This window comes from Streptomyces sp. SL06, assembly GCF_058244745.1.
Map to the genome: position 1 here is coordinate 6,826,947 of NZ_JBSYOT010000002.1, position 20,638 is coordinate 6,847,584.

The 20,638-nt window shown below is 72.1% G+C and carries 21 protein-coding genes; 13 read left to right on the forward strand and 8 right to left on the reverse strand.

Annotated elements, in window-relative coordinates:
* Positions 1 to 185: 185 nt before the first annotated feature.
* The gene (locus AC4IHM_RS31355) at positions 186 to 794 is read left to right on the forward strand and encodes a TetR/AcrR family transcriptional regulator (protein ID WP_490870338.1); all 609 of its coding nucleotides are present in this window, start codon (positions 186 to 188) and stop codon (positions 792 to 794) included.
* Here the strand turns inward: AC4IHM_RS31355 and AC4IHM_RS31360 are convergent.
* The 4 genes from AC4IHM_RS31360 to AC4IHM_RS31375 are packed head-to-tail and all read right to left on the reverse strand — an operon-like array spanning position 783 to position 4,228.
* Positions 783 to 1,721, reverse strand: a complete 939-nt coding sequence (locus AC4IHM_RS31360; RefSeq protein WP_490870339.1) for a LysR family transcriptional regulator — start codon at positions 1,719 to 1,721, stop codon at positions 783 to 785. The two genes, AC4IHM_RS31355 and AC4IHM_RS31360, sit on opposite strands and share 12 nt — an antisense overlap.
* Before the next feature lie 10 nt (positions 1,722 to 1,731).
* Positions 1,732 to 2,874 carry an NAD(P)/FAD-dependent oxidoreductase gene (locus AC4IHM_RS31365; protein WP_490870340.1) on the reverse strand — a complete coding sequence of 381 codons (1,143 nt, stop codon included), beginning with the start codon at positions 2,872 to 2,874 and terminating at the stop codon, positions 1,732 to 1,734.
* Positions 2,871 to 3,059, reverse strand: coding sequence for a ferredoxin (locus AC4IHM_RS31370; RefSeq protein WP_490870341.1), 189 nt, complete (start codon positions 3,057 to 3,059; stop codon positions 2,871 to 2,873). Before AC4IHM_RS31370 ends, AC4IHM_RS31365 begins: the two co-directional genes overlap by 4 nt.
* Complete coding sequence (locus AC4IHM_RS31375; RefSeq protein WP_490870342.1) at positions 3,056 to 4,228, reverse strand: cytochrome P450; 1,173 nt, start codon at positions 4,226 to 4,228, stop codon at positions 3,056 to 3,058. The genes AC4IHM_RS31370 and AC4IHM_RS31375 overlap by 4 nt, the downstream gene beginning before the upstream one ends.
* Before the next feature lie 236 nt (positions 4,229 to 4,464).
* Here AC4IHM_RS31375 and AC4IHM_RS31380 point away from each other — a divergent pair, with 236 nt between their 5' ends.
* From AC4IHM_RS31380 to AC4IHM_RS31405, 6 genes are read left to right on the forward strand one after another with little or no spacing between them, the layout of a single operon-like run.
* Positions 4,465 to 5,439: a phosphotriesterase family protein gene (locus AC4IHM_RS31380; protein WP_490870343.1), complete on the forward strand. Its 975-nt coding sequence runs from the start codon at positions 4,465 to 4,467 to the stop codon at positions 5,437 to 5,439.
* 50 nt (positions 5,440 to 5,489) lie between these two features.
* A complete protein-coding gene (locus tag AC4IHM_RS31385; protein WP_490870344.1) occupies positions 5,490 to 6,443 on the forward strand; it encodes a phosphotriesterase family protein in 954 nt (317 codons plus the stop codon).
* Between the two features lie 12 nt (positions 6,444 to 6,455).
* A complete protein-coding gene (locus AC4IHM_RS31390) occupies positions 6,456 to 7,571 on the forward strand; it encodes an FAD-dependent oxidoreductase (RefSeq protein ID WP_490870345.1) in 1,116 nt (371 codons plus the stop codon).
* Between the two features lie 4 nt (positions 7,572 to 7,575).
* Positions 7,576 to 8,499 (forward strand): alpha/beta hydrolase, encoded by a 924-nt coding sequence (locus AC4IHM_RS31395; RefSeq protein ID WP_490870346.1) that lies wholly within the window; start codon positions 7,576 to 7,578, stop codon positions 8,497 to 8,499.
* 36 nt (positions 8,500 to 8,535) lie between these two features.
* Positions 8,536 to 9,474: an MBL fold metallo-hydrolase gene (locus AC4IHM_RS31400; protein ID WP_490870347.1), complete on the forward strand. Its 939-nt coding sequence runs from the start codon at positions 8,536 to 8,538 to the stop codon at positions 9,472 to 9,474.
* An 18-nt stretch (positions 9,475 to 9,492) separates the two neighbouring features.
* Positions 9,493 to 11,232, forward strand: a complete 1,740-nt coding sequence (locus AC4IHM_RS31405; protein ID WP_490870348.1) for a CocE/NonD family hydrolase — start codon at positions 9,493 to 9,495, stop codon at positions 11,230 to 11,232.
* Here AC4IHM_RS31405 and AC4IHM_RS31410 read toward each other — a convergent pair.
* Genes AC4IHM_RS31410 through AC4IHM_RS31420 form a run of 3 tightly spaced genes read right to left on the reverse strand, consistent with a single transcriptional unit; the run spans position 11,157 to position 13,599 of the window.
* Positions 11,157 to 11,699, reverse strand: a complete 543-nt coding sequence (locus AC4IHM_RS31410) for an NUDIX domain-containing protein (protein ID WP_490870349.1) — start codon at positions 11,697 to 11,699, stop codon at positions 11,157 to 11,159. The two genes, AC4IHM_RS31405 and AC4IHM_RS31410, sit on opposite strands and share 76 nt — an antisense overlap.
* Positions 11,696 to 12,766, reverse strand: coding sequence for a serine hydrolase domain-containing protein (locus tag AC4IHM_RS31415; RefSeq protein WP_490870350.1), 1,071 nt, complete (start codon positions 12,764 to 12,766; stop codon positions 11,696 to 11,698). Before AC4IHM_RS31415 ends, AC4IHM_RS31410 begins: the two co-directional genes overlap by 4 nt.
* Entirely contained in the window at positions 12,763 to 13,599 is an 837-nt protein-coding gene (locus AC4IHM_RS31420; RefSeq protein ID WP_490870351.1) for an IclR family transcriptional regulator, read from the reverse strand. The genes AC4IHM_RS31415 and AC4IHM_RS31420 overlap by 4 nt, the downstream gene beginning before the upstream one ends.
* A 54-nt stretch (positions 13,600 to 13,653) precedes the next feature.
* On the opposite strand from AC4IHM_RS31420, the gene AC4IHM_RS31425 reads away from it, so the two are divergent.
* From AC4IHM_RS31425 to AC4IHM_RS31445, 5 genes are read left to right on the forward strand one after another with little or no spacing between them, the layout of a single operon-like run.
* A complete protein-coding gene (locus AC4IHM_RS31425; RefSeq protein WP_490870352.1) occupies positions 13,654 to 15,231 on the forward strand; it encodes an ABC transporter substrate-binding protein in 1,578 nt (525 codons plus the stop codon).
* Entirely contained in the window at positions 15,228 to 16,220 is a 993-nt protein-coding gene (locus tag AC4IHM_RS31430) for an ABC transporter permease (RefSeq protein ID WP_490870353.1), read from the forward strand. Before AC4IHM_RS31425 ends, AC4IHM_RS31430 begins: the two co-directional genes overlap by 4 nt.
* Positions 16,217 to 17,131, forward strand: a complete 915-nt coding sequence (locus tag AC4IHM_RS31435) for an ABC transporter permease (protein ID WP_490870354.1) — start codon at positions 16,217 to 16,219, stop codon at positions 17,129 to 17,131. Before AC4IHM_RS31430 ends, AC4IHM_RS31435 begins: the two co-directional genes overlap by 4 nt.
* Positions 17,128 to 17,973: an ATP-binding cassette domain-containing protein gene (locus tag AC4IHM_RS31440; protein ID WP_490870355.1), complete on the forward strand. Its 846-nt coding sequence runs from the start codon at positions 17,128 to 17,130 to the stop codon at positions 17,971 to 17,973. Before AC4IHM_RS31435 ends, AC4IHM_RS31440 begins: the two co-directional genes overlap by 4 nt.
* Complete coding sequence (locus tag AC4IHM_RS31445) at positions 17,970 to 18,848, forward strand: ATP-binding cassette domain-containing protein (protein ID WP_490870356.1); 879 nt, start codon at positions 17,970 to 17,972, stop codon at positions 18,846 to 18,848. The genes AC4IHM_RS31440 and AC4IHM_RS31445 overlap by 4 nt, the downstream gene beginning before the upstream one ends.
* Before the next feature lie 11 nt (positions 18,849 to 18,859).
* Here AC4IHM_RS31445 and AC4IHM_RS31450 read toward each other — a convergent pair whose 3' ends face one another.
* Positions 18,860 to 19,819, reverse strand: coding sequence for an ROK family protein (locus AC4IHM_RS31450; protein WP_490870357.1), 960 nt, complete (start codon positions 19,817 to 19,819; stop codon positions 18,860 to 18,862).
* Positions 19,820 to 19,860: 41 nt separating this feature from the next.
* On the opposite strand from AC4IHM_RS31450, the gene AC4IHM_RS31455 reads away from it, so the two are divergent.
* A complete protein-coding gene (locus AC4IHM_RS31455; RefSeq protein WP_490870358.1) occupies positions 19,861 to 20,634 on the forward strand; it encodes a creatininase family protein in 774 nt (257 codons plus the stop codon).
* Positions 20,635 to 20,638: the final 4 nt, after the last annotated feature.

A 20,638-nucleotide genomic window follows, 5' to 3' on the forward strand; every position in this document is an offset into this window, starting at 1 on the left:
GCGGGAGCCTTGAGCGTGGAAGGGCTCGGCTCTGCGTGCGCGGTGGGGGAGAGGGGCACGACGCGAGTCGGGCGTGCTGCCGTGGAGAATCGCATCCGCTTTACGGTGCGTCAAGGGTCTGTACATGGCGTCTTATGCAAGGTCGGTCTGTATGTTCGACGTGCGGTGACGGTTAGGATCCCGTCATGGCAAACCTTCGTGAGGCGCAGAAGCGGATGACCCGCCGGCTGCTGCTGGAGTCGGGACTCGAACTCTTCAAGGCGAAGGGATACGCCGCCACCACGGTCGACGACATCGCGACCGCGGCGGGCACCACCCGGGTGACCTTCTACGCGTACTTCCCCTCCCGCAGCGAACTGATGAAGGCGCTCATCGACGAGCAGCTCAACGAGGTGCTGCAACGCGTCCGCTCCGCCGAGCACGGCTCCACCGCGCGGGACCTCGTCGCCACCGTCGCCGACGGGACGCCGGAGGCGATCACGGCGTGGCTGCGGCAGACCGCCGACAGCTGGCCGGCCATCCGGCCCATCATCCGCCTCGGCCGCGACGCCGCGGTGATCGAACCGGAACTGACCGACCTGGTGGAGCGCTGGATGGAGGAGGCCATCAGCGACATCGAGGACGGACTGACGAGGGCCGGACGCCTGGAGCCCCATCAGCGCCACTTCCGGGGCGTCCTCGCGATGGCCCAGCTCGACTTCGTGGCACAGAACTGGGACCGCGCCGACTGGAAGCTCACGCGCAACCAGATGCTCGACGAGCTGAGCGCCAGCTGGGTGGGGCTACTGACCTGACCCGCGTTCCACCCGCCCCGCGGCGTCGAACAGCAGCGCCCGGAGCCATTCCACGAAGTACTGGTCGGCCAGCCGGGGATTCCAGACCATGTCGATCCCGAGACCCGGGATCGGGAACGGGAACTCCTCGATCCGCAGGTCGGAGAGGGTTCGCATGGTGGCGGCCACATGGTAGCGAAGGAGTGCCACGCCACCCGCCCGCGCGACCAGGAACGGCACCAGCAGGAAGTCGGAACTCAACTGGCCGACGCGGTAGGGGACACCCTTCTCCTCAAGCACCGCGTACGGGAACACCCGCCGCTCGGTGTCGACGACGACGTGCGGCTGCGTGGTCAGGAGGTCGAGCGCACTCGCCCGCGGCGGCGTGTCCGGCGAGGCCACCACCACGCAGCGGTCGTTGTACAGCCGCTCGCGCGGATGCGGCGAGTAGTGCCCCTCCGACAGGAGTACGACATCGACGCCCCGGTCCGTGAAGGTGGCCTCGGTCGGCACCGTGATGGTCCGCAGGCGCAGTGTGGCGTGCGGGGCGCGCTCCGTGACGAGCCGCGTCAGATGCGGGCCGACGACGAACGCCGTGCTGGTCGTCATCGCGACCGTGATGACCCGCCGGTCGGTCGCGGGGTCGAAACGGGGGAAGTCCACGATGCGCGCCGCCCGCCGCAGGGCGTCGCGCAGCGGCCCGGCCAGCTCCAGCGCGCGCGGGGTCGGTGTCACGCCCGTCCCCCTGCGGACGACGAGGTCGTCGCCCAGCAGTCGCCGCATCCTGGTGAGGGCGTGGCTCATCGCCGGCTGCGACAGGCCCACCCGCTCCGCCGCCCTGGTCACCGAACGCTCCTCGATGAGCGCGAGGAGGGGCACCAGCAGGTTGAGGTCGACCGATGCCAGCCGGTCCAGTTCCGCGCCCGTGGTGCCCTCGTCGTCGCTCATGCGGCGAACCCTATGCGGCCGCCAGAGCCGTTCGCCGCAGCCGGGGGATCGGGATCCGGTGGTTGAGCGCGACGGCGGTACCGCTGCCGTCGGCGTGCGACCAGCGCATCAGCGCGGGCCCGCCACCGGGCCCGCCGTCGACGTACACGGGGTCTCCCACCAGCGGCAGCGGGCCCACCGCCTTGAGGCCCAGCCCGAACTGCTCGGTCCAGAAGTAGGGCTGGAAGCGCAGCGGCGGTGCCTCGTCGCCGCGGACGAGTGCCGTCGCGGCCACCTTCGCCTGCTCGATCGCGCTGCTCCACAGGGGGAGGCGGCGCGGCCCGTCCGGGGTGGGGAACGCCGCGAGGTCTCCGACGGCGGCGACTTCCGGCCGGACCAGCCCGCGCGAGTCGACCGGCACGGCGCCCTTCACCACGAGTCCCGTGTCCGCGAGCCACTCCGTGTTGGGCACGTCGCCCACGGCGGTCAGCACAACCTCCGCCTCGATCACCCGGCCGTCGTCGAGGAGGACCCGGGCGCTTCCCCCGTGCGGCTCCAGCCGGGCCGGCCCGGTCTCCACGAGGGACAGCCCCCGCTCCAGCGCCGCCCTCACGAAGACCCCGGCGAGGTACGGACCGAGCTGGGCGACCAGCGGCGTCCCCTGGGAGACGAGGGTGACCCGGCAGCCGGCGGCCAGGCAGCCCGAGGCGATCTCCATGCCGAGCGGCCCCCCGCCGACCACCGCGACCGACGGCCGGTCCGCCAGCCGGTCGCGCAGGGAGAGCGCGTCGTCGAGCCCGCGCAGGGTGAGTTCCCCGGGCAGGCCGGACAGCCGCCTCGCCCGGGAGCCGGTGGCGAGGACGACGCGGTCGTACGGCAGGTCCGTGCCGTCGTCGAGCGTCACGAGCCGGCGGTCGAGGTCGAGTCCGGTCGCGCGCACGCCCAGCAGTTCCGTCGCCCCGTGCCCGGCGGGCGGAAGCCGGTGCGCCGCCATGCCGGCGCCGTCGAGCAGGAGCGCCTTCGAGAGGGCCGGGCGGCTGTACGCCGGGTGCGGCTCGTCGCCGACGACGGTCAGCTCGCCGTCGAAGCCCGCGCCGCGGAGTGTGTCGGCCGCGGTGAGCCCGGCGATCCCGTTGCCGACGACGACGACGCGGCCCGCCGTGCCGGTGCTCATACGATCCTCAGCGCCGCGACGGGGCACACCCGGACGGCGGCGTTCGCCGGGGCCGCGTCGGCGTCGTCGACCTGTTCGCGGTCGAGCACCAGCTCGCCCTCGTCGTCGAGGTGCATGAGCTGCGGTGCGGCCTCCTCGCACAGGCCGTGGCCCTCGCAGCGGGGGCGGTCGAGAACGATCCTCACGCGGGGATCACCTCCAGGACGGGGAGCTTGTCGATGCTCCGGGTGATGTTGCCGGGGATCCGGACCTCGGGTCCGACGACGAGGCGCCGCACCCGCCGGGACAGCGCCTCGATCACGGCGTGCGCCTCCAGGCGGGCGAGCCCCTGGCCCGCGCAGCCGTGGGGGCCGTAGCCGAAGGAGAGGTGGTCGACCGGGTTGCGCCGGACGAGGAAGTCGTCCGGGTGCTCGTAGTGCCGCGGGTCGCGGTTGCCGGCGCCGAACAGGATCGCGATCTGCGCACCCCCGGGGACGACGGTTCCGTCGATCTCCACGTCCTTGGTGGCGCGCCGGCCCCAGGCGTGGACCGGAGCCCAGAAGCGCAGCACCTCGTTGAAGGCCGCCGGTACCAGCGAGGGGTCCTCGCGGACCAGGTCGAGCTGGTCGGGGTGCGAGCCGAAGAGGGCCACGACGTTGCCGATCGCCGCGACGGTGGTGTCGACGCCGGCCCCCAGGTACTGGTGGATGATGTGGCCGGCCGTGTCCGGCGGGATGGCGCCCCGCTCCTCGGCGTCGAAGATGGCGCGGCCCACGGACCCCTCGGCCAGGTCTTCGGCCCGGACCCGGGAGCACCAGGCGTACAGCTCGCCGGCGATCGGGAAGCTCTCGGCCGTGCGCCCGTTCATGGGGCCGATGACCTGCATGGCGGCCTGTCCCCAGCGCAGCATGTTGTCGCGCACGTGGCCGGTGAAGCCGATGAGGTCCGCGACGACCTCCAGCGGGAACGCTCGGGCCAGGGCGTCGATCGCCTCGAAGGAGCCCTTCTCGACGAGTTCCGCGACGAGGGTGTCCGCCTTCGCTGTGATCCGCCCCTTGAGGCCGCGCAGCGCGCGCGGCGAGAGGTTCTCGGTGAGCGTGGCGCGCAGTCGGGTGTGCGCCGGCGGATCGGAGGCGAGGGAGGTGCCGGTGAGCGCCTCGTTGGCCATCGGGTTGAACCCGATCGAGGTCGAGGAGAACGACTCCCAGTCCGCGAGCGCGCCTCGGACCGTGTCGTACCGCGTCAGCGCGTAGACGTCGTTCTTCCGCAGGTGGACGACGGGGCCCAGCTCTCGCAGCCCCGCGTAGACGGGATAGGGGTCGAGGACGACCTCGTCCGCGAAAAGGTCGAGGTCGCAGATGGGTGGGGTGGTCATGTTCCTCAGTGAAGAGGCCCGCCTCACATCCAACAAGTGAATGTTTGGCATGCCACGGCATGCACGCGGTGCATGCCGTTCGACCCCGGGCATGCCCTTCGGGCCCTGAAAACATGCTCTCCGTATGTTGTTTTTTCTTAGTGTCCAATTCATTGACGCTATGTAAAGCAAATGGTTAATGTGCTTGCCAGCCACAGGGTGCGACGCAGCACCCCACCGGACACGTGAGGGCAGGCATGAGCGTCAAGAGCAACACCGTGAACACCGTCCTGGGCCCGGTGGCGGCCGAGGAACTGGGCGTCGTCTCGGTCCACGAGGCACTGCTGTCGGTCGTTCCCGGCGCGGAGCACGCCTTCAACGTCACCATCGACCGCGCGGAGGTCTTCGAGACCCTCGCCGCGAAGCTGACGGACTTCCGGGCCCACGGCGGCGGCACCGTCGTCGACAGCACCGGCATGTTCCACGGCCGGGACCCGCGCCTGTACGAGGCCCTGTCCCGCACGACCGGCGTGCACCTCGTCGCCTCGACCGGGCAGGGCCCCGAGGAGATGCTCGGCGGCTACTTCCGCACCCCCCAGACCAACCCGCCGACGCCCTGGCCGGCCGACAGGTTCGCCGACCTCTTCACCAAGGAGGTCACCGAGGGCATGGTGGTCCCCCGCGTGGAGCGACGCGGCGCCGCCGGCCTGGTGGCCACCGCCACGACCGCCGAGGGCACGACCGCCACCGACGAGAGCCTGCTGCGCGGCGCGGCCCGCACCGCCCTGAGCACCGGCGTCGCCGTCTCCGTCCGCCACGGGAAGGACGCCGTCCACGACCTCGGCATCGTCCTGGACGAGAAGCTCCCGGCCGACCGCGTCGTCGTCGGCGGACTCGACCGCAAGGACGCCGTCGCCGCAGGCGCGCCCCACGAGATCGCCCGCCGCGGCGCCTACGCCGCACTCGACCACGTCGGAGCGCGCGACGGGGCCCACATCAGCGACGCCGAGCGCGCCGCCCTGGTCGCCGGCCTCGTACGGGCCGGCCTCGGCGACCGGATCCTCCTGTCGAGCAGCGCGACCGGCGTGGCCAAGGGCCACCCGGGCAACGACCTGCCGTACAGCCACGTGCTGACCGCCTTCGTCCCGCTCCTGAAGGCACAGGGCCTCGGCGACGAGGACATCCGGCGGATCCTCGCGGACAACCCGCGCGACCTGCTGTCGGTGCGCTGAACGCGCCGGCGCCGACGACCGTCAAGTCTCTTTCTCCAAAGGTGAGTGTTGTGTCGAGAGTGAACACCGTCCTGGGGCCGATCCCCGCCGAGGAGCTGGGGCTCGTGGCCGTCCACGAGCACATCGGCTACGGCATGCCCGGCTCCGAGCTGGACACGAAGTGGTGGAAAAAGCCCGAGCAGCGCTACGAGGAGACCGTCCCCAAGCTGCGCAGGTTCCACGAGCTGGGCGGCGGTACCTTCGTCGACGCGACCGGGATCTGCAACGGCCGGGACGTCGACCACTACAAGTCGCTGTCCGCGAAGACCGGCGTCCACATCGTCGCCTGCACCGGCTTCGTCGGCGGCGACACCGCCCTGCCGCACTTCGCCGACGCCGACGTGGACTACCTGACGCGCCAGTTCGTCCACGAGATCACCGTCGGCATCGGCGACACCGGCAGCCTCGCGGGCGTCATCAAGGTCGGCGTCAGCCGCGGCGGCCGCATGACGGACCTGGACAAGCGCATCTACCGCGCCGCGGCCCGAGCCTCGCTCACCACGGGCGTACCGATCCTGACCCACCTCGCGATCGACGCAGAGAACGCGATCGCGATCTTCGGCGAGGAGGGCCTCCCGCTGGACCGCGTCCTGTTCGGACACGTCGACGACGGAGTGAACGCCGACAAGACGCGCGACATCTGGATCGCGGAGCAGGGCGGCCGCATCGGCTTCGACACCTTCGGCTACGAGACCGAGCTGCCCGACCCGCCGTTCTGGGCCCGCCCCCGCAAGGAGCGGCTGGACCACTTCCTGCGGTTCATCGGCGAGGGCCGGCTGAGGCAGGTCCTCGCCTCGGCCGACGCCAACTGCAGCCCGCTGGGCTGGCCGGGCGTGCGGGGCCACACCGTCAACTACCTCTTCGAGGACCTCATCCCGGACCTGCGCGCCGCCGGTCTCGACGAGGCCGCGATCAAGACGATTTTCGTCGACAACCCGGCCGACTTCCTCACCATCCAGAAGTAGAGAGAACCCTCCATGCAGCTCTCGGACCTGAAGAAACTGAAGATCGCCGTCGTCGGCGCGGGATACGGCGGCGCGGCGGCGGCCAAGGCCCTCAGCCTGCTCGGCGCCCGCGTCGACGTCTACGAGCAGGCGAACCGCATCCGCGAGGTCGGCGCCGGCATCGGCCTGCGCCCCGCCACCATGAACCGGTTCCGCGAGTGGGGGATCTTCGACGCGATCGCTCGGGTGAGTTCGCCCAGCGAGTACTTCGAGATCCTCACGGCCACCGGTGAACCGATCATGAAGGAGGCGTGGCCGGTCGCCGGCGAGCAGACCCACACCCATCTGATCCACCGCGGCGACTTCATCGAGGCCCTCATGGGCGTGCTCCCCGAGGGCATGGTGCACCTCGGCCACCGGCTGGAGAATGTCCGGGACAAGGGCGACAGCTCGGTCCTCACCTTCGCGGGCGGCAGGAGTGTGGAGGCCGACCTCGTGGTGGGCGCCGACGGCATCAGGTCCGTGGTGCGCAGGGAACTGTTCGGCGACAAGGACCCGGTGTTCTCCGGGGAGCACGCCTACCGCGCGGTCATCCCCGTCGACGCCGCCCACGGCATGGCCACCGACGACAACCTGCGGATGTACATCGGCCGGGGCACGAAGATCTACCTGCTGCCGCTGCGCCACCGGAACCAGGTGTCGTTCGACATCACCGCCCTGTGCCCGGACGGCACCTGGAACCCGGAGATCACCAAGGAAGAACTCCTGGCGACGGTGGACGGCTTCGACGAGCGCCTCGTGAACATCGCCCGCGGCCTCGACATGGACACCGTGAACATCCGCGCGGTCTACGACATCGACCCGGTGGGCACCTGGCACTCGGACTCCGTCGTCCTCGTCGGCGACGCGGCCCACTCGATGCTGCACCACCAGGGGCAGGGCGCGAACTCGGCCATCGAGGACGGCGGCGCGCTCGCCGACGCGCTGCGCGAGGCGGACTCCGTCAAGGAGGCGCTGGCCCGGTACCAGGCCACCCGCAAACCGGTCACCGACGAATTGCAGCGCATCTCCCGCCAGGGCTGGACCGAGGAAGAGATCAACGACGTCTTCCCCGGCCAGAAGCCCGCGACCGCCGCCGGACAGGAGTGACGTCATGCCACTGCACCCCGAGATCGCCGCATTCCTCGCCGGCCTGCCCACCCCGCCCAAGGGCCCGCTCGACCCGGTCGCCATGCGCGCGGCGGACGAGGCCCACGTCGCCCCCCTCGCCGAGCGCCTGCCGCTTCACGCGGTCGACGACGTGAGGGCGAAGACCGCCTCCGGCGAGGTGCCGGTGCGGATCTACACGCCGACCGAGGCCGACAGCCACGGCCTGCTGGTCTACTTCCACGGCGGAGCGTTCTTCCTCGGCAGCCTGGAGACCCACGACCACGTCGCCCGCTCGCTGGCGAAGGAGACCGGGCTCAAGGTCGTCTCCGTCGGCTACCGGCTCGCGCCCGAGGCGGCGTTCCCGGCCGGCCTCGACGACTGCTGCGCGGTCGTCCGCTGGGCCGCCGAGGAGGCGGAACGTCTCGCCTGGGACGGCACGACCCTCGCCCTCGCCGGTGACAGCTCCGGCGGCACCTTCGTCGCCGCGGTCGCCGCCATGGCGCACGACGACGGCTTCGACCGGATCACCCACCAGGTCCTCTACTACCCCTCGCTCGACCTGGACTTCAACGTCGACCGCTATGCCTCGCTGCGGGAGAACGCGGTGGGCTACGGCCTGGAGACGGCGGGGCTCAAGCCCTTCAACGCCTTCTACCTCGACAGCGGCGCCCATCCCGCGGACCCGCTCGTCTCGCCGATCAGGCGGACGGACCTCAGCGGACTGCCCCCGGCCCTCGTCGTCACCGCGCAGTACGACCCGATGCGCGACGAGGGAGAACTCTACGGCCGACGGCTGCGGGAGGCCGGCGTCGAAGCGACGGTGAGCCGGTACGAGGGCGCGGGCCACGGGTTCGTCCAGCACTTCTCCTGGCTCCCGGAGTACCACAAGGTCTTCGCGCAGACGCGTGACTTCCTCGCTCGGCGCTGACCGGGCCGACCCGCGCACGAGCCGAGAAGGAAAGCCATGACACAAGCAGTGGACATCCACCCCCTGTTCTCCCCGTGGGGCCGCTTCGGTCTCTACAGCTTCTTCGTCGACGCACCCGAACCGGCCGTCGTCGACACCGGGATCGCCTCCTCGCCCGCCGAGGGGATGGCGCCCGCCCTCAAGGCGATCGGACGCCGTGTCGAGGACGTGCGCTGGATCCTGCTGACCCACGGTCACATCGACCACGTCGGCGGGGCGCACGCCCTGTGGGAGCTGACCGGCCGGCGCGCGCGGGTGGTCGTCCACGAGGCCGACGCCCCGATGCTCCGCTCCCGGCGGGCGCATGTGGAGGAGTACCTCGCGGGCCGGGGCCGGTACCTGGACGACCCCGGGGGCGAGGCGAGGGTGAGGGCCGCCGCGCAGGCCGTCATCTCCGGCGAGATGGAGCCCTCCCTGCTGGTCAGGGGCGGCGAGACGCTCTCCCTCGGCGGCGATGTCACCGTCTCGGTGCACTCGGTACCGGGCCACACGCCCGGGTCGGTCGCCTATGTCGTCGACGGGCAGCGCTCGGTCTTCGTCGGCGACGCCGTGCAGGTCCACGGGGCCGCCAACGGCTTCCCCGGCTACACCGACCCGGTGGCCTACCGCGCCGGCCTGGAGTACCTGCGCGACGGGATCCGTCCGCGGCGCCTGTACCTCGGGCACCCCTACCGCCGCGCCGACGGCACCCCGTACGGCGTGGAACTCGACGCCGTACGCGCCCGGGAGGCCCTCGACCAGAGCATCGCGATCGAGCGCCGCGTCGCCGAGGCCGCCCGCGGCTGCCTGGAGGCAGGCCTCAAGGAGACGGATTCGCCGTACTCCCCGTTCGCCGGCGCGGCCGAGGACCTCGGTTACACCGGCGACCCCACCCTCGAACCGTCGCCGTTCTTCACCTCGATGCACGGTTACCGCACCCGTCACCAGAACGTGTAGCACAGGAGCTTCGCACCCATGACCGACCTTCACACGATCCGGGCCGGCGAGCAGTCCATCGCCGTCCGCAAGGACCTGCGGGTTCCGATGCGCGACGGCGTCGTGCTGGCGGCCGACGCCTACGCGCGCCCGGACGACACACCGCGGCCCGCACTGGTGGCCCTGAGCCCGTACGGCAAGGAACTTCAGGTCCTCGCTCTCACCACGCCGCCGCAGCGCCGGCCGAGCCCGATGTGGGACGGCTGCATCGAGGCGGGTGACATCGCGCGTGTCGTCCAGGAGGGATACGTCCACGTCATCGGCGACCTGCGCGGCTCCGGTGCCAGCGAGGGCGAGCACATCGGCAACTACAACGCCGGTGGTGTTCCGCTCGGCCAGGACGCCTACGACTTCATCGAGTGGGTGGCGGCGCAGCCCTGGTGCGACGGCAACGTCGGCATGATCGGCATCTCCTACTTCGGCTCGATGCAGGTGCTGGCGGCGGCCGAGCGGCCACCCAGCCTCAAGGCGATCTTCGTCAGCGGCGGTCACTACGACTTCTACGAGACCACCTACCACGGCGGCGTCATGTGGTTCATGCCGCGCGCCGCCCGGGAGGGCCGCGGCGGCGACTCCGGCTGGGCCTTCACCGACGGAGTCAAGTCCCGCATGCTGGAGGCCTTTTCCCCCGAGGAGATCAGGGAGAGGGTCGCCGAGCGGCTCCGGGACCCGGACGTGGCCGCCTGGCCCAACCTGGTCCATGTGCTCAACTACCCGAAGAACCACGAGGCCTGGTTCGACATCGTGCTGAACGAGGTCGACGGGGACTGGTACGAGGAGCGCAACCCGGTCACCCTCGCGCCGACCATCGACATCCCGGTCTGGCTCCAGATCGACCAGGGCCGCGGCTGGACGATGGACGGCACCATCGAGCTGTACAGGTCGCTGAAGGGCCCGAAGAAGCTCGACATCGGCCCCTACCCGCCGATGCAGTCGCGCCCCTTCATCGAGGAGCACGACAAGATGTTCCGCTGGTACGAGTACTGGCTCAAGGGCGTCGACAACGGGATCATGGACGAGCCCGCCGTCACCGTCCACGTCGAGGGCTCGCGCGAGTGGGTCAGCGGTGCGCAGTGGCCGCCGAAGGACGTGGAGTACCGCTCGCTGTACTTCCGTCCGCGCCGGGCGCTCTCCTTCGAGCCCGAGCCGATGGGCGCCGAGCACGCCGCCCCCGACGGCTTCTACCAGGCGCCGCTGACGGTGACCGACAAGGTGGAGATCCTCGCCTGGAGCACCGCACCGTTCACCGAGCCCACCGAGATGATGGGGCAGGGCGCGGCGCATCTGTTCGCGGAGATCGACCAGCCCGACACCAACTTCATCCTGCGCCTGTGGGACGAGGCCCCGACGGGCCGGCGCCGGCTCGTCACGACCGCCTACCTCAAGGCCTCGCACCGCGAACTGGACGAGGCGCGCACCACCGAGGGCGACCCCCGTCACCCGCACACCCGCGCGGTGCCCGTGGAGCCGGGGCGGATCGAGGAGTACGTGCTGCGCGTCTACCCGTTCGCGGCGACGTTCCTGCCGGGCCACCGGCTGGTCGTGGAACTCTCCAACGACGAGCCCCTGGCCGACGAGCACAACGCGCTCCTGCCGCCGGACGCCTTCCACCTGCCGGTGGGGCGTCCCGTCACCCACAAGATCTACCGCGACGTGGCGCACCCGTCCCGGCTCGTGCTGCCGTTCACCACGACCGGGCCCGGCGCGGCCACCTCGTAGCGCCGGACCCCTGCGGCGCCCCGCCGCTCCGCCCCGGGCCACAGGCAGTCCAGGACCGAGGCGGACGGCGCGAAGAGCGCGCGGGGCACGTCGGGGCGGGCGAACCACTCCCAGCGTTCGATCTTGTCGGGCTCGGTGACCCGGGGCGCTCCCACCGCCCGCCCGGTGACGGCCGCAGCCGTCACCCGGGTCAGCCCGGCCGCGCCGTCGACGAGCACGGCCAGCACCCGCACGTCCGCCGCCGCCACCGCGAGCCCGGTCTCCTCCGCCAGCTCCCGCGCGGCGGCCGCCTCGAAGTCCTCGCCCGCGTCGACCTTGCCGCCCGGAAGCTCCCAGCGTCCGTCGTGACCGAGCCCGAGCAGGACCCGGCCGTCGCGGTCGAGGACGGCGAGGCCGACTCCCGTGAGGCTGTGCGAGGTGGGGCGGGCGCGTTCGGGGCGTTCGGCGCCCGGGGTGGGGGAGGTCATCGGGGCGTTTCCTGCCGTGTGGGCCCGCGGTCGCCGGCGGGGGGCAGGTCGGCGGCGGCGTCGTGGAAGGCACGGCGTATGCCGGTGATCCCGTCGCCCGTCCTCGTGGGGTGCACCCGGTTGGTGAGCAGCACGGCGTAGCGGCCGGTGGCCGGGTCGACCCAGACACTGGTGCCGGTGAAGCCCGTGTGGCCGTACGAGTCCGGGCCGAAGCGCTCACCGACGGGGGAGCCGACCGGATCGCGGCCCTGCCAGGCGAGTGCGCGCCGCAGTGCCAGGCCGTCCGTGTGGGCGGCCGTCATCAGCGCGAACGTGTCCGGCCTCAGCAGGCCCCGGCCGCCACCTGCGAGGGCGGCGCCGAGCAGCTCCATGTCCTCCAGCGTGGAGAACAGCCCCGCGTGTGCGCCGACGCCGCCGAGCACGACCGCGTTCTCGTCGTGGACCTCGCCCACGACCGGGCGCCCGCGCCAGGGGCAGTCCTCGGTGGCCACCGCCCGTGCCCGGCGCCCGGCGTCCGGACGGAAGACGGTGTCCCGCATCCCGAGCGGCGCGCACACCAGCCGCTCCACCAGGGCGTCGAGCGGTTCTCCGGTGGCCGCCTCGGCGATCAGCCCGAGGACGATGAACCCCTGCGAGGAGTACTGGACCCGGGTGCCCGGCTTCGCGGTCAGGGGCAGCAGGCGTACCGCCTCCAGCAGTGACGCACGGGTGGGACTGTCCCGGTAGAGCGGCACCTGCCCCGGTATCCCCGAGGTGTGCGTGAGGAGTTGACGTACCGTCAGGTCTGCCTTGTCGCCGCCCCGGTACTCCGGGAGGCAGGCGCCCACGGTTGTGTCGAGGCCGAGCACACCCCGCTCGACGAGTGCCATGACCGCGAGCCCGGCGATCGGCTTCGTCACCGAGGCGAGGTCCCACACGTCGGTGCCGTCCAGCGGCGGGCCGTCCCAGCTGCGGGTGCCGGTCCGGCCCCGGTCCAGCGGTCCGGCGGCGTCCCCGACGGACCAGGCGGCGCCCGAGTGGACGCGCCGTTCCCGTCCCTCGGCGAGCAGTTCGGCCAGGGCGCTCACGAGCGCTCACCCCCGGCCTCCGTGTGCACCACGCCGAGGACGGGGGTGCGGGCGCCGAGGCCGGCGGAGACCGTGCGCGCGGCGGCCCGCACCATCGGCCCGAACACCTCCACGCTCTCCGGGTCCAGGGTGAAGGTCAGCCCCGAGACGCCGATCGCCCCCACGACCCGGCCCTCGGCGTCCACGACGGGAGCCGCCACCGACCGCACGTCGGGCTCGTCGTACTCGTCGTCCACGGCGTAGCCGCACAGCGCCGCCCGTGCCAGCACCGCCCGCAGTGCCGCCGGGTCGGTGGGCGTGTGCGGTGTGCGGGCCTCGGGCTCCGCCGCGTCGAGGACGGCGGCGGTCTCCTCGGGAGGCAGGGCGGAGAGCATGGCGAGCCCCACACCGCAGGAGTGCAGGGGCGATCGATGGCCCGGCCGGGTGCTCATGCGGTACTCGCGGGCCGGCTCGGACTGCTCCAGGTACACGGCGTCGCAGGCGTGCCGCACGGCGTAGAACGCGACGTGGCCGGTGCGCCGGCGCAGGTCGGCGAGGGCGGGCCGGGTGAGTTCGAGGATCCGGCTGTCGTTGAGGGCCGCCGCGGCCAGGCCGAGGAGCCTCGGGCCCGCACGGTAGCTGCCCCCCTCGGCGGGCTCGGCGAAGCCGTACTCCGCCATGGTCCGCAGATGCCGGTGGACGGTGGGCTTGGTCAGCCCCGTGCGGCGCGCGATCTCCCCCAACCGGTGGGGGCCGCCGGGCTGGACAAGCGCTTCGAGCACCTCCATCGCCTTGTCGACGGGGCCCTTCACGAGTTCCTGGTCGACCGACCGGGTGTTGACCGTTTTCACCATGTCGCTTAGCTTAACCCAACCGCATTCCATCTAACGGAACGGAGGTGTTGTTCAATGGAACGAATTCTTCAGGGGCGCACGATGGACCGCAGCCGTCCCAGCCGGCGCCACGTTCTGCGGACCGGTGGTCTGCTGCTCGGCGCCCTCAGTGCTCCGGCGCTCCTGAGCGCGTGCGGCACGACGGCCGCCGCGGACCGGGCCGGCAATGTCCTGCGGGTCTCCCAGCCCGGCGACCCCAAGACGCTGGACCCGCAGAAGCAGGGCGACATGGTGTCGATGAACGTCCTGATCAACATGTTCGACACGCTCACCACCCGGGGCCGGGACAACGAGCTGCGTCCGAGGCTTGCCCTCTCCTGGAAGGCGACCGACGCGCGGACCTGGCGCTTCGTCCTCCGCCCCGGGGTGACCTTCCACAACGGCGAGACGTGCGACGCGCGGGCCGTCAAGTTCAGCATCGAGCGACTGCTCGACCCCGCGACCAAGTCACCGATCGTCGAGCTGCGCTTCGTCAAGGCCGTCACCGTCGTCGACCGGCTCACCGTCGACATCCACACCACCGTGCACGACCCGATCCTGCCCGCCAAACTCTCCCTGTTCGGCGGTGTGGTGGTGCCGCCCCGCCATCTGTCCGAGGTGGGCGACGCCGCGTTCGCCGACCACCCCGTGGGCACCGGCCCCTTCACCTTCGTCAGTTGGCAGCGCGACCACGAACTGCGCATGCGGGCCTACGACGACCACTGGAACGGACGCCCGGCCGTCGACGGCCTCCTCTTCACCCCCGCGCCCAACGCCTCGTCCTCCCTGGCCGCCCTCCAGAGCGGCGGCGTCGACCTCGTCGCCGGGCTCACCCCGGACGCCGCCCAGCAGTTGGAGGGCTACGGCGGCGTCACCCTCGACGGCTACACCGGCGTCCGCACCGCCTATCTGTCCCTGAACACCCTGGAGCGGGGCCCGCTCCAGGACCGCCGGGTACGCCAGGCGCTCAACCACGCGGTCAACGTCCCGCTGCTGATCAAGGCCGTGCTCGGCGGCAAGGCCACCGAGACCCCCGCCCTCGTACCGCGCGGCGCCTTCGGCTTCGACGCCACGGTCAAGCCCTTCACCCGCTCCGTCGACACCGCGCGCCGACTGCTCGCCGAAGCCGGCCACCCGCACGGCTTCTCCACCACACTCACCGCCTCCAACATCGACGCCAACGTCGCCGAGGCCCTGTCCGGACTGCTGGCCAAGGCAGGAGTGGACGCCCGCGTCAACCTGCTCGACCCCGGCACCTACTCCGCACGGCTCACCTCCGACAACAGCGGCGCCCTCGGCCCGATCTACCTCGCGGCCAGCACCGTCTGGACGATGGACGGCGCCAGCATCGTGCAGTCCAACGTGCGCAGCGACCGCCGTCAGAGCCGCTGGCACTCCAAGGAGGCCGACCGGCTCATCGACACCGAGGAACTGTCCGAGGACCCGGCCGAGCGCGAACGGGCCTTCTCGGACCTGCAACGCCTGATGCGCGAGGAAGCCCCCTTCGTCTTCCTCTACCAGCTCGACAACATCTTCGCCCGCAACAACCGGCCCCGCTGGACGCCGGGATCCGCGGGCGTCCTCGCCATGGAGAGCGCGGAGGTCTCCCGATGAGCGCCCTCACCCTCGACAAACCACCCACCCCGGCCGGTCCCCCGACGCGCCGCCCGGACCGCACCGGGCTGCTGCGCACGGTGGTGAAGCGCCTGGTCACCGCCCTGATCGTGCTCCTGTGTACGGCGACCGTCGCCTTCTTCCTGGTACGGCTGTCCGGCGACCCCGTGAAGATCCTGCTGCCGCCGGACGCCACGGCCGAGCAGGAGAACGTGCTGCGGGCCTCCCTGGGCCTGGACCAGCCGCTGTACGCGCAGTACTTCGACTACCTCCGGGGACTGCTCCACCTCGACTTCGGCGACTCCCTCGTCTACGGCCAGCCCGTGAGCCAGATCCTCGCCGACCGGCTGCCGGCCACCATCGAACTGGCCGCCGCCGCCCTCGCGGTGACCCTCGTCATCGCCGTCCCGGCGGGCATCTTCGCCGCGATGCGCCGCGGCCGGGGCACCGACCGCACCGTGATGACCGGCGTCCTGCTCGGCCAGTCCACCCCGCCGTTCTGGGTCGGCATCCTCCTCATCCTGGTCTTCGCCGTCTGGCTGCGCGCCCTGCCCGCCTCCGGATACGGCACCCTCGCCAACCTGGTCCTGCCCGCGATCACCCTCGCCGTGTACTCCGTCGCCGTCGTCGCCCGCCTGCTGCGCTCCTCACTGATCGACGTGCTCTCCTCCGACCACATCCGCAGCGCCCGCGCCAAGGGCTTCGGACCGCTGCAAGTGGTGCTCAGGCACGGACTGCGCAACGCCTCACTGCCGGTGGTGACCGTCATCGGCCTCGAAGTCGGCAATCTGCTCGGCGGCGCGATCCTCACCGAACGGGTCTTCTCCTGGCCCGGAGTCGGCCAGCTCACCGTCGAGGCGATCTCCAACCGCGACTTCCCGCTCGTCCAGGCCACCGTCCTCTTCTTCGCCACCACCTTCGTCGTGGTGAACCTGCTCGTCGACCTCTCCTACAGCTTCCTCGACCCGAGGGTGAGGACGTCACGATGACCGTCATGACCCCCGCCGCGACCGACCGGGCCCCGGCGAAGACCCCCGCCGGCGGCTCCCGCTCCCTCGTGCTGCGCGCGCTGCTGCGCAACAAGCTCGCCGTCCTGGCCCTCGCCGTACTCGTACTCCTGCTCGTCGCCGCCCTGTTCGCACCGCTGATCGCCCCCTACGACCCCAACGCGCAGAACCTCCTGACCCGGCTGCGGCCCCCCGCCTGGCAGGACGGCGGCAGCGGCGCCCACCTCCTCGGCACCGACCAGCTCGGCCGCGACATGCTCTCCCGCGTCATCTACGGCGCCCGGGTCTCCCTGCTCGTCGGCGCCGGCGCGGCCCTGCTCGCCGGGGTCATCGGCACCGTCGTCGGACTGGTCTCCGGCTACTTCGGCGGCTGGGCCGACCGCGTCCTCATGCGGCTGGCCGACGTACAACTCGCCTTCCCGGCGCTGCTCCTGGCGCTCGCCATCGTCGGCTTCCTCGGCTCGGGCCTGTGGTACGTGATCCTGGTACTCGGCTTCACCGGCTGGGTCTCCTACGCCCGCGTCGTACGCTCCGAGGTGATGTCGCTGCGCACCCGCGACTTCGTCACCGAGGCCCGCGCCATCGGCGTCACCGACATCACCATCATGCGCCGCCACCTGCTGCCCAACGTCATGGCACCGCTGGCCACCATCGGCACCCTGCACGTCGCCGCCGCCATCGTCGCCGAGGCCTCCCTGAGCTATCTCGGCCTGGGCGTGCCCAAGGAGACGGTCACCTGGGGCGCCATGCTCTCCGACGGCCAGCTCTACCTGGGCACCTCCTGGTGGGTCGCCGTCTTCCCCGGCATCGCGCTGATGCTCACCTCCCTCGCCATCAACATCACCGGCGACGCCCTGCGGGACGTCGCGGACCCGAAGGCCTACCGCCGATGACCATCGACCGACCGACCACCGAAGCATCCCCGCGACCGACCGATCAGCGGCCCCTGCTGGAGATCGACGGCCTCAGCGTCGACTTCCGGCTGGAGACCTCCGTCGTCCACGCCGTCCAGAACGTCTCCCTGCACGTGCGCGCCGGCGAGACCCTCGCCGTCGTGGGGGAGTCCGGCAGCGGCAAGAGCGCCACCGCGCTGTCCGTACTGCGCCTCAACCCCAGCCCGCCGTGCCGCTACACCGGCGGCGAGATCCGCTTCGACGGACGCGACCTGCTGAAACTCTCCGACAAGGAACTCGGCCGGGTCCGGGGCAGCGGCATCGCCATGGTCTTCCAGGACCCGATGACCTGCCTCGACCCCCTCCAGCGCGTCGGCGCCCAGGTGGCCGAGGTGCTCAGACTGCACACCGGCAAGTCCCGCGCCGAGGCCAAGGAGGCCGCGCTCGCGGCCCTGGACGAGGTCGGCATCCCCGACCCCGCCCTGCGCTACCGCCAGTACCCGCACGAACTCTCCGGCGGCCTGCGCCAGCGCGTGATGATCGCGACGGCACTGGTGGGCCGCCCCCGCGTACTGATCGCGGACGAGCCGACCACCGCCCTGGACGTCACCGTGCAGCGCCAGATCCTCGACCTTCTCGTCACCCTCCAGCACAAGCACGACATGGCCGTCGTGCTGATCACCCACGACCTCGCGGTGGTCGCGGAGACCGCCGACCGCGTCGTGGTCATGAACAAGGGCAAGGTCGTCGAGACCGGCGACGTCCTGGACGTCTTCGACCGGCCCGCCGACCCCTACACCCGCAAACTGCTGGCAGCCACCCCGCGATTGGAGGCGGCGTGACCACCGAGGCCACCGTGCCCACCGCTCCCGCCACCGGCCGGGTCCTCCTCGAACTGGACGGACTGCGCAAGGAGTTCGGCCACCGGCACACCAACGTCGCCGTGGACGACGTGTCGCTCGACGTGCACGAGGGCGAGACCCTGGCCCTGGTCGGCGAGTCCGGCTGCGGCAAGACCACCCTCACCCGCCTGCTGCTGGGACTGCTGGACCCCACCGCCGGAAGCGTGCGCTTCGACGGACAGGACCTGGCCGCCCTCTCCGCGTCCGAACTGCGCGCCGTACGCAGGCAGATGCAGGTCGTCCTCCAGGACCCCTACTCCAGCATGAACCCCCGCATGCGCATCACCGACATCGTGGCCGAACCCCTGGTCACCCACGACCCCGAGGCCCGCGGCCGGGGCGCACGGGCCCGCAACCGCCGACGGGTGGGCGAACTCCTGGAGGCCGTGGGCCTGGACGCCGGCATCCAGGACCGCTACCCGCACGAGTTCTCCGGCGGCCAGCGCCAACGCGTCTCGATCGCACGGGCCCTGGCCCTCCACCCCCGCCTGCTGGTCCTCGACGAACCCACCAGCGCACTCAACGTCTCCGTACAGGCGACCGTCCTCGACCTCCTGGCGGATCTCCAGCAACGCCTGGGCCTGACCTACGTCTTCGTCTCGCACAACCTCGCCGTGGTGGCACAGGTGGCGGACCGGGTCGCGGTCATGAGCCGGGGCAGCCTGGTCGAGGTCGGCGAGGCGGCGGCGGTGCTGCGCGCCCCGCGACACCCCTACACACGTCAACTGCTCGACGCCGTACCGGTCCTCGACCCGCGCAGGGGCCGCCGGGCCGCGCAGCGCGCCGTGGCCCCGACGGACGAGGCCGGCCGATGACCGCGCACACCCTAGAGGTGGGACAGCACCAGACCCGCCCCGCCGAGCAGCGCCACGTCGTCGACGGCGGCCGTACCCACCAGCACCCGCGGCTGCTCGGCGCCCGCGAAGGCCACGGCGTCACGCAGCCGCTCCTCCACCACGGTGCGCAAACGCTCACCGCCCTCGCGCGCCTCGCCGTGCAGGATGAAGAGGCCGGGCGCGAAGAGCTGCTGCACATTCACCAGCCCCAGGGCGAGATTGTGCGCGTACTCCTCCACCACCCGGCCGGCGACCGGGTCCGCACGGTTGACCAGCGCGTCAAGGGACAGTGCCTCCCCGAGACCGGCCGCCCGCGCTCGGGCCCGCAGCCAGCCCGTCGTGGCCAGGGTCTTCCAACAGCCCCGGTTCCCGCACGTGCACCGCTCGCCGCTGGCCGACACGGTCATGTGCGCGCCGCTGCGCCCGCCGGGCGGCGCCAGCACCTCACCGTCGTAGAGGACGCCCACCCCGAGCACCTCGCCGGTCGAGACCGAGGCGAAGGTACGCCGTCCGCGGCCCGCGCCGAACCAGCGGTCGCCGAGCACCTGGAGCCGCGCCCGGTGCTCGACCCGCACGCTCGAACCGGTGAGCGCGCCGAGCCGCTCCGTGACCGGATACCCGTGCAGTGCGGGCACGTCGTTCACCTCCAGGATCAGCCCGGTGCGCGGGTCCACCAGCCCGGCGGCGGCCACCCCGATCCCCTCCAGCCGGTGGGCCGCGAAGACCCCGGCCGCCACGGCCAGCGCCGCGTCGATGTCCGCGGGCGTCGCACCGGCCGCGTCGTACGACGACTCGGTGCGCTCCAGTACCCGGCCCGCCATGGACAGTACGGCCGCCCTGATCCGGCCGGGCACCAGCTCGACGGCCCCCAGCCGCCCGGGTGCCGGGGGAGCGGCAGGTTGCGGCACGGCCTCGGGGACCAGCCGCAACGGAGAACGTTTGTGGACCATGCGCCGACTCTGCCATGGCCCTGTTTCAGAGAGGTAGCACCGTGAGCCAATCGAGACTGACCGAACTCACCTGGCGAGAGGTACGCCGGGCCGGTGAGGAGGGCATCGCCCTGCTGCCGATCGGCTCCCAGGAGCAGCACGCCGAGCACCTCCCCATGGGAACCGACACCCTCCTGGCCGAGACGGTCGTGGACCGGGCGCTCGACCTCCTCGCCCGGGAGGCCGCCGCACCCGAGGTCGTACGGCTGCCCGCGCTGCCCTTCGGACACAGCCCGCACCACCTTTTCGCCGCCGCCGTCTCGCTGTCCGCGGCCACGCTGGGCGCCGTCCTGGACGATGTCCTCGACTCCCTCGTGACCAGCGGATACCGCCGCGTCATGGTCGTCAACGGGCACGGCGGCAACGACGAGATCATGCGGCTCGCGGTGAAGCGGTTCGCCCTGCGGGCCCGGGTGACGGTCGCCGCCTGCTCGTACTGGACCCTCACCGCGGGCGAGGAGGAGGCCGGGCGGCCGGAGGTCACCCCGGGGCACGCCGGATGGTTCGAGACCTCCCTCATGCTCGCGGCCCACCCGGACCTGGTGCGCGCCCCCGTGCCCGCCCGCGCCCCCGTCGAGCCCCCACCCCTGTTCGACCACCCGCCCCACCCCGGCCTGACCGTGGAACGCCACGGCGAGTGGGAGCGGGTCGGCGGTTCCACCGACGACGCCTCCGGAGCCGACGCCGACCGGGGCGAACGGCTCCTGGACGACCGGGCGCGGGGGCTGGCCCGCGCGATCCAGGCCTTCGACACGGCGAGCCGGTCACCCCGATGATGCG

What these genes read in the sequence shown, in the direction of transcription:
- AC4IHM_RS31355 (WP_490870338.1), top strand. Translation starts at nt 186, where the DNA reads ATGGCAAACCTTCGTGAGGCGCAGAAGCGGATGACCCGCCGGCTGCTG.
- AC4IHM_RS31360 (WP_490870339.1), bottom strand. Translation starts at nt 1,721, where the DNA reads ATGAGCGACGACGAGGGCACCACGGGCGCGGAACTGGACCGGCTGGCA.
- AC4IHM_RS31365 (WP_490870340.1), bottom strand. Translation starts at nt 2,874, where the DNA reads ATGAGCACCGGCACGGCGGGCCGCGTCGTCGTCGTCGGCAACGGGATC.
- AC4IHM_RS31375 (WP_490870342.1), bottom strand. Translation starts at nt 4,228, where the DNA reads ATGACCACCCCACCCATCTGCGACCTCGACCTTTTCGCGGACGAGGTC.
- AC4IHM_RS31380 (WP_490870343.1), top strand. Translation starts at nt 4,465, where the DNA reads ATGAGCGTCAAGAGCAACACCGTGAACACCGTCCTGGGCCCGGTGGCG.
- AC4IHM_RS31390 (WP_490870345.1), top strand. Translation starts at nt 6,456, where the DNA reads ATGCAGCTCTCGGACCTGAAGAAACTGAAGATCGCCGTCGTCGGCGCG.
- AC4IHM_RS31395 (WP_490870346.1), top strand. Translation starts at nt 7,576, where the DNA reads ATGCCACTGCACCCCGAGATCGCCGCATTCCTCGCCGGCCTGCCCACC.
- AC4IHM_RS31400 (WP_490870347.1), top strand. Translation starts at nt 8,536, where the DNA reads ATGACACAAGCAGTGGACATCCACCCCCTGTTCTCCCCGTGGGGCCGC.
- AC4IHM_RS31405 (WP_490870348.1), top strand. Translation starts at nt 9,493, where the DNA reads ATGACCGACCTTCACACGATCCGGGCCGGCGAGCAGTCCATCGCCGTC.
- AC4IHM_RS31410 (WP_490870349.1), bottom strand. Translation starts at nt 11,699, where the DNA reads ATGACCTCCCCCACCCCGGGCGCCGAACGCCCCGAACGCGCCCGCCCC.
- AC4IHM_RS31420 (WP_490870351.1), bottom strand. Translation starts at nt 13,599, where the DNA reads ATGGTGAAAACGGTCAACACCCGGTCGGTCGACCAGGAACTCGTGAAG.
- AC4IHM_RS31425 (WP_490870352.1), top strand. Translation starts at nt 13,654, where the DNA reads ATGGAACGAATTCTTCAGGGGCGCACGATGGACCGCAGCCGTCCCAGC.
- AC4IHM_RS31430 (WP_490870353.1), top strand. Translation starts at nt 15,228, where the DNA reads ATGAGCGCCCTCACCCTCGACAAACCACCCACCCCGGCCGGTCCCCCG.
- AC4IHM_RS31435 (WP_490870354.1), top strand. Translation starts at nt 16,217, where the DNA reads ATGACCGTCATGACCCCCGCCGCGACCGACCGGGCCCCGGCGAAGACC.
- AC4IHM_RS31440 (WP_490870355.1), top strand. Translation starts at nt 17,128, where the DNA reads ATGACCATCGACCGACCGACCACCGAAGCATCCCCGCGACCGACCGAT.
- AC4IHM_RS31450 (WP_490870357.1), bottom strand. Translation starts at nt 19,819, where the DNA reads ATGGTCCACAAACGTTCTCCGTTGCGGCTGGTCCCCGAGGCCGTGCCG.